Origin of the sequence: Microcystis sp. LE19-41.2A (genome assembly GCF_027530405.1) — a bacterium.
Taxonomy (GTDB): Bacteria; Cyanobacteriota; Cyanobacteriia; order Cyanobacteriales; family Microcystaceae; genus Microcystis; species Microcystis aeruginosa.
Window position 1 is genome coordinate 1 of sequence record NZ_JAPZQJ010000196.1, and the last position, 5,846, is coordinate 5,846.

The 5,846-nt window shown below is 43.1% G+C and carries 7 protein-coding genes; 5 read left to right on the forward strand and 2 right to left on the reverse strand.

Translation table 11 applies throughout. The annotated features are described in order from the left end of the window. Positions 1-254: 254 nt before the first annotated feature. Positions 255-1,319, reverse strand: coding sequence for a pentapeptide repeat-containing protein (locus O9290_RS08720; protein ID WP_288057428.1), 1,065 nt, complete (start codon positions 1,317-1,319; stop codon positions 255-257). Positions 1,320-1,482: 163 nt separating this feature from the next. After that, positions 1,483-2,376: a ferritin-like domain-containing protein gene (locus tag O9290_RS08725; protein WP_288057431.1), complete on the reverse strand. Its 894-nt coding sequence runs from the start codon at positions 2,374-2,376 to the stop codon at positions 1,483-1,485. A gap of 259 nt (positions 2,377-2,635) precedes the next feature. On the opposite strand from O9290_RS08725, the gene O9290_RS08730 reads away from it, so the two are divergent. The 5 genes from O9290_RS08730 to O9290_RS08750 form a co-directional block, all read left to right on the forward strand. Next, on the forward strand, positions 2,636-2,971 hold the full coding sequence (locus O9290_RS08730; protein ID WP_288057433.1) for a hypothetical protein: 336 nt from the start codon (positions 2,636-2,638) through the stop codon (positions 2,969-2,971). Beyond that, a complete protein-coding gene (locus O9290_RS08735) occupies positions 2,968-3,579 on the forward strand; it encodes a class II aldolase/adducin family protein (RefSeq protein WP_002759218.1) in 612 nt (203 codons plus the stop codon). Before O9290_RS08730 ends, O9290_RS08735 begins: the two co-directional genes overlap by 4 nt. A gap of 106 nt (positions 3,580-3,685) precedes the next feature. Next, positions 3,686-3,889 carry a hypothetical protein gene (locus O9290_RS08740; RefSeq protein ID WP_052277410.1) on the forward strand — a complete coding sequence of 68 codons (204 nt, stop codon included), beginning with the start codon at positions 3,686-3,688 and terminating at the stop codon, positions 3,887-3,889. A 169-nt stretch (positions 3,890-4,058) separates the two neighbouring features. After that, positions 4,059-5,474: an argininosuccinate lyase gene (argH, locus tag O9290_RS08745; protein ID WP_002759216.1), complete on the forward strand. Its 1,416-nt coding sequence runs from the start codon at positions 4,059-4,061 to the stop codon at positions 5,472-5,474. 57 nt (positions 5,475-5,531) lie between these two features. After that, positions 5,532-5,846 (forward strand): RNA-guided endonuclease InsQ/TnpB family protein (locus O9290_RS08750; RefSeq protein WP_288086906.1); only part of this gene is annotated, 315 nt, incomplete at its 3' end.

A 5,846-nucleotide genomic window follows, 5' to 3' on the forward strand; every position in this document is an offset into this window, starting at 1 on the left:
TAGGGTTTGCTGAATAATGGTAAAACCCTTTTAAAATAAGGCTTTTGACCTGTTAAAATCCGATGTTCATGCTGCGAAAATCCGATTGGGACTCTCAAAAACCTTGCATTATCCCTCTCGTAGTACATAAATTGGTACAAAAAAAGAGGGCAACAAAGCCTGAAACGACCAGCTACTGACTCCTGACTCCTGACTCCTGACTCCTGACTCCTAACCCCACCAACAAACTTTTTCAGCAAACCCTAAATAGTTGACTAATCACAGAAAGACCCGCGCAAGCGTAAATTTTCCCGCAATTCCTCGGTCATACCCACATTATCGGCAAACTTTGCCCCCTTCACTTTTGCCCCGCTAAAATTCGCTTGAGTGATGTTGACTTCAACCAAATTAGCTCCTTCTAAATTGGAGCCAATTAAATTAGCTAAAGCCAAACTAGAACGGTAAAAATCAGCATAACTTAAATCGGCATTAGCTAATAAGGCTCCGCTTAAATCCGCTCCCTTAAAACTAGCATGACTGCCATTAATTTCACTTAAATCAGCATCGGTTAAATTGGCCCCCCGCAGATTCGCTTGATAGAGATTAGCCATGCCTAAAGATATGCCACTTAATTCCGCTGCCAAGAGATTTGCCCCGGTAAAATCCGTTAGGGGATCCAGTTCAGCTAATTGGGCCAGTTCGAGAAAATCATCAGTAACAGAAGCATAAATTCCCTCGATTTGTGCCTGCAATTTCTCTAAATTTTCTGATGCTGCCGGTTGCGGTTCAACCAGAACAGTATCTAATTCTACCTGCGATGAACCCAAAGAAATACGACTCAAAAAAGCATCAAATTGATTTTCCATTAGGAAAAATGCTAACTTTCGCTCTAAAATACTATGTTTATTGGGACTTAGATCGTGTTTCCATAATCCCGATGTTTCCGTGATACAGATATCGGCAGCCGTCAGCGAAAATTGCACCGTGAGATGATAAGGTTCTTCCTCCACACTGACGGTTCCTAGGTTAATCCTTTCGATCGCTCCTGTAAATATTGACTGAGGACTTTTGAAAGATAACCGCCATTGATGATTATTAATACGATTTATGTATAACTCTTGACTAGAAAGAGGATTAGGTGTTAGGTGACAATTAACTAAAACAAAATCTAATTTTCCTCCTTTTAGACCCCATTTGATTTCCCCGCCGAGGAGAGATTGAATTTGAGCTTGTAGGTGTAAAGTTAAATATAAATCAAATTTTTGCGAGTCGGTGGCTACTGGTTCTAGGGTTAACGATACACTATCGGGGTAGCGATCAAAGGCAGCTAAAAGACGCATAATCTAAAAAAGAAAAGTCAAAATAAACAGTAAAAAAGTGGTGTTTCTCTGACCTTAAAGCCGAGAACTCACCCCTATTTAAAACAATAGCTGATTTTCTCGATCCTCGCTGAACATTTCTTCGGCGATCGCTGAATGATTGCCCCTGAAAATCAAGGTTAAATTAGTTGACTTTCTCTTTTTTGCCGATATTGCCGTCCGCATTAAAAAACATCGGTAAAAAGCGTTCCATAAACATTTGTGGATCACGATTCCAGGCTTTTTGCGCCGCTTCTACCCGGAATAATTGTAATTTCGGGTCGAGAAGGGATTGGGGTAAACGTTCCATCAGATATTGAGGACGTTCCCAAAGCGGCATAGTGGCGGCGATTTCCATTAAATGACCGACGCGGCGCAATTCTGCCCCGAGGGTGATATCCATACCCGATTCATAGGCGGCCTGTTCGATCGCTGAGTATTTGGTCTTAGCTTTTTCGACTTTTTGCCGATGTTCGGGGCTTTTTTGGGCAATTTTGGCTAACCAACGATTGCCCCAACGCACATGACCCGCTTCTTCAGGAAAAATTTTGGCGATCGTTTCCTGAATTTTCAGATTTTCCGGGGTTTGTTCCCCTGCTTTGAGGGCATAAATATGGGCGGCAAAGTATTCGCATCCCCGTTTTTCCGTGACGTTAATTGCCGCTAGGGCCGCAATCAGTCCATCTTCCCTTTGTTCTTCGCCTTGGAATTGATCTTGATCGAGAAGACGTTCAAATTCATCGATATAGGACAACCCCGGCGGTTTCCCCACATCGGCCCCCAATTCGATTAATAAATCGGTTAACCAGTAGGCATGGCGGGCCTCATCGACGACGTGACGGGAAAGCTCCTGGATCAGTTCTTTTGGTTGTCCGTCTAAGGTTTCGATCAGTTCGGTCAGGTCTTTACAGCTACGTTGTTCGTTGTAGCGGTAACGGTTGAGGGTGACAAGATGAATTTCGCGATCGCTAATGACACGCTTCATGATGTCGCGAGCGCTCATCGTCTTCTTGAATTTACGAGGGTAAGCAACGGTCATGATTTTGTATCGTTTTGTAAACGGCTTCCCGTATTCTAACGGAGTTTTTTCCCAATCTGGCAAGGGAGCGGCAAGTGGCAAGCTTTTTTCAGTGATCAGTGAAAGATAAGCTGCCCGCGCATTTAAATTGCTTGTGGAGATGAGATACTCTTTCCTCTTGCACTCTTGCAACAGTAAAGAGATTGGGGGGAGATTCGGCTAATCTAAGAATAAGCGGTTAAAATGCGTCTTAGCTGATCGAGGAAAACTAGAATTGTCTATGAACACATTCACTCCCCATCAAATTGTTAGTTTATTCTGCAAAAATCGAACTTTATACGGAGAAGTAATTCAGGTGATCGAAAGTCGTTCGGCTCTTTGGGTGCGTCCTCTTTGGTTAATTGTAGCCGATAATTTTGAGACCATTGATGTGCGGGAATGTTCCGATTTAATTCTACCTATCAACTTATTTAACCCCGCCTTAGACACGGAAGTTTTACCCCTATTTTCCCAAGTAATTAAAGATAATTATATCGCCAATATTTCCTATCCTCTCCAGGACTTTTTGCAGAAAGTTTGTCAAAGTTATCCCGAATATTTTCAGAAAAATCTATGATTGACGAAGGCTACGTTAAATACAATTGTACTTGGATTCCTGACCATCCCTTAATAAGCTCAGAGATTGCAGAATTAAATTATTGGCGCCATCGCCTCTATCGACTGGGATTAATCGGTCAATACGATAACGGAATCGGTTTTGGGAATGTGAGTCAACGAGGGAAAATAGACAAAGAAATTATTATTTCTGGCACTAACACCGGGGGAATACCGGTATTAAATGAATCCCATTACACCAGAGTTATAGACTACGATTGGAAAGAAAATCGGGTCACTTGTCGGGGAACAATCGCCGCTTCTTCAGAAACTCTCACCCATGGAGCAATTTATGAAGCGAATCCCCAGATTAATGGGGTGATTCATATTCACCATCGCCCCCTGTGGCAAAATTTGATGTATCGAGTGCCGACCACCCAAGAAAATATCGCCTATGGAACCCCAGAAATGGCCGCAGAAATTATCCGTTTATGTCAAGAAGATCGTCTAGAGGAGCAACAAATTTTAGTGATGAGTGGTCATGAAGAAGGAATTATCGCCTTTGGGCAAAATTTAGCAAAAGCGGGTAATTTACTATTAGCCTATTACCAGCAATCTCAATCATCTTGAAAGTGACCTCCCCTCCAACTCAGCACCAGGGAGACAAAAGTGGTTTTAATTTAGTCGTTTTCATGTTAACTTGTTCTGTAGATTTTCGTTTTTGAGGAATGCCATCGTGATCGACATCTTCCATCATCTATCTGTCTCGATCGACTTTTCGCCTCTTACCAATGTCTTGATGACTATTTCGGAGCAAGACGTGGATATCATCGGGAATGTCCAGAAATCCTTCTCAAATTTCGTCAAAACTGGGCAAGCATGGGCCCTATTAATCGGTTTGATTGTCGGTTATATGTTTCGAGGTTTTACTTCTTATTAGCTTTTCGCCTATCAGCATTCAGCCAGAGCGAGCAATTCTTGCTATTCTTATGTTTGTAGAGTTGGAGATTTTTCTAACCTGAAGCGGTAATGCTATCAGCGCCGGATTATTCCCCAAAATTGTCCAGCATATTTTGGTTAACTTTATCCACAATAATCTAACGAAAACAGTGACAGCAAAGAAAACTTGGAGCGATCGCTTTGAAGGTAGTCTCCATCCTACGATCGTGGAATTTAACGCCAGTATTGGCTTTGATATCGAATTAATCGAGTATGATCTCACCGGATCGATCGCTCACGCCAAAATGCTCGCCTATACGGGTATTATCAGCCCCGAAGAAGCAGATAGTCTCGTCTCTGGATTGGAACAAATTCGTCAAGAATACCGCACCGGCAACTTTAACCCCGGCATCGATCAAGAGGACGTGCATTTTGCCGTGGAACGTCGTTTAACCGAGATCGTGGGAGATGTGGGCAAAAAACTGCACACGGCCCGTTCGCGGAATGATCAGGTAGGAACGGATATTCGTCTGTATCTTAGACAACAAATCGATGATATTAGGCAAGAAATTCGCAATTTTCAGCAAGCTTTAGTCAATCACGCTGAAAACCATCTGGAAACCCTGATCCCCGGTTATACCCACCTACAGCGCGCCCAACCGATTAGTTTAGCCCATCATCTCCTAGCTTATTTTCAAATGGCCGAACGGGATCACCAAAGATTAGGAGAAATTCGCGCCAGGACTAATATTTCGCCCCTAGGATGCGGGGCCTTAGCCGGGACGACTTTTCCGATTGATCGTCATTACAGTGCCAATTTACTCGATTTTGAGCAGGTGTATAACAATAGTCTCGATGGAGTCAGCGATCGAGATTTTGCCATTGAATTTATGACGGCCGCTAGTCTGATTATGGTCCACCTGAGCCGTTTGAGCGAAGAAATGATTCTCTGGTCTTCCCAAGAATTTAGTTTTATCACTCTCACCGATAGTTGTGCCACGGGATCTAGCATTATGCCCCAGAAAAAAAATCCCGACGTTCCCGAATTGGTGCGCGGCAAAACAGGGCGGGTTTTTGGGCATTTACAGGCGTTATTGACCTTAATGAAGGGTTTACCCCTAGCTTATAACAAAGACTTGCAGGAGGACAAGGAAGCGTTATTTGATGGCGTTAAAACCGTGCGGATTTGTTTGCAAGCGATGACGGTACTTTTAGCCACCGGAATTCAATTTAAAACCGACCGATTAGCTAATGCGGTGGCGGAAGATTTTTCTAATGCGACGGATGTGGCGGATTATTTAGCCAGTAAGGGAATTCCCTTCCGAGAAGCTTATAATTTAGTCGGGAAAGTCGTTAAAAGCAGTTTGGCAGCGGGTAAGTTATTGAAAGATTTAACCCTGACGGAATGGCAAGAATTACATCCGGCTTTTGAGGCCGATATCTACGACGCGATCGCTCCTCGTCAGGTGGTAGCGGCCCGTAATAGCTATGGTGGCACAGGTTTTGAACAAGTGCGATCGGCTTTAATTCAAGCTAAAGCCATTCTCGATCATCGAAAATTTGCGTCTGAAACCCCGCCGTTCTAGGTTGGCTTTACTGTTAAATACTAGCGCATTTACACGATATATGCTAGAATGTGAGATATGGAGAAAGCCTATTCGTTTCGATTTTACCCCACACCAACACAAGAGTCGCTATTGCGGCGCACATTGGGCTGTGTAAGATTGGTTTACAATAAGGCACTCCATGTCAGAACACAAGCTTGGTACGAAAGACAAGAAAGAGTAGGATATACTGAAACTTCTTCAATGCTAACTGATTGGAAAAAACAAGAAGAATTAGACTTTTTAAACGAAGTTAGCTGTGTACCTTTACCACAAGGGTTAAGACACCTACAAACAGCTTTCACTAATTTCTTTGCTGGTCGTACTAAGTATCCTAACTTTAAGAAAAAACAT